Annotated in this window: 1 pseudogene; it reads right to left on the minus strand. The window is 57.6% G+C overall.

Annotated features, from left to right (window positions below):
* Positions 1-1,592 (minus strand): annotated as a pseudogene (locus tag JAO82_RS14120) (hypothetical protein); the annotation flags it as partial.

Below are 1,592 nucleotides of genomic sequence, written 5' to 3' on the forward strand. Positions count from 1 at the left end.
CACCGCGATAGCGGTGATAGGGCAAGGGGTTCCAGACCCGCTGGTTCAGGGCCTCTGCTTCCGGCACGGGCGGAGTGGTGTTCAGCAGCCCCTTGGCCGCCGCCAGTTCGCGTTCGGCTTCTTGTTTATCCTGATACAGGAACTCGTCCGAGGCCTCATCCGGGGCCAGCGTCACCTTTTCCTGAAGATCGGCAATGACCATTTCCTGATGGCCTTTCAATGTCGCGCGGGCCTCAACGATCCAAGTGGCTTGCAGGTTTTGATTGTGGTCGGCCAAACTGCTGTATTCACTATAAATGTCGCCATAAATACGCCCTGCATTGGCCCGCACATCCAGGCTGGCAGCTTCCAGATCGCGCACGGTCAGATCGTCCTTGTCCAGCACCTGCGCGCGCCGCGGCCCGCCAAGGCGGGTGTGTTCACTGTAATAGGGGAACATGCTTTGGACGACCTTGCCCACCGGCAGCGTGCCCTGCCCTTCGGCATCGACCCCCTTGGGCTGGACGCCTTGGATCGCGATCCGTGCAGCTTCGGGGCGCACCACTTCCTTGGCGGGTAAAATGCCGTGACGCAGCATTTCGCGGATGCCGGTCCCGGAAATATTCAGCCGGTAGCGTTGGTCATGCGGGCAGGTTTGTTCGGTGGCGTGGCTGGCGCAACGCGTGCAATAAAACACTTCGTGGAACAACCGGATGTCGATGCCCAGTTCTTCGGGCGGAAAATCGTCGAAGATCGTATGGCTGGCATATTTGTCATAAAAACTGCCGATACCTGCATGATCGCGGCCAATAAGGGCATGGGTGCAGCCATAGTTCTTCATGATCAGCGCATGCAGAATGGTCTCGCGCGGGCCGGCGAAGATATAGGTGACCCGCAATGGTGCCATGATGGTGCGCTCGGTCGGGTAATATGTCTCCAGCACGCTGCGATAGGCCAACATGCGGTATTCATGCCGAACATATTCGCGCTTGGCCATTTCCACCAAGGGCTGCACGAAAAGCCCGTCAACCTCTTCGAGTGCGTTCTTGTGGATGTATTCATGCCCGCGGTGCAGCGGATTGGCGCCAGTGATGAAACCGGCCACCGATTTGAACTTTTTCTCTTCATAGAACAGCCGCCAGGTATCCTTGGGTTCGCGCCGCAGTTTTTCAAACGGCCCCCAATCGGCGCGCTGCAAGAGCAGCACTGGCCCTCCGAGAGAGATATCGCCCATCCGGCGATAAATTGAATCCACGCCCGGGTGGCTGCGATCCGTGGTCCCGAACAATTGTTGCGCGCGACCACGTTTGTCGTATTCGAACAGGTCCTCGATGCTCAGAATAGCAACTGGTTCGTTCTGGTAGTCGGTCAGTGCGACCTCATCGCCAACAGACAATCCCTTGATCACTTCGCTATTGCGATTACCCACCGGCGCAAAACTGAGCGGAACCGGCCAGATCGTCCCGTCGGCAAGCCGGCCATCGGTCAAAACCGAATTGTAATCGGCCTGTTTCATGAACCCCGTGTTGGGCGAAAGCACCCCGGTGGCGATCATTTCGATGGTAATGACCGCTTCCAAATCGACACGGATCGCTGGCAATGTTTTCGCATAT

The sequence above is a fragment of the Pontibaca salina genome (assembly GCF_016307205.1).
Classification (GTDB): domain Bacteria; phylum Pseudomonadota; class Alphaproteobacteria; order Rhodobacterales; family Rhodobacteraceae; genus Pontibaca; species Pontibaca salina.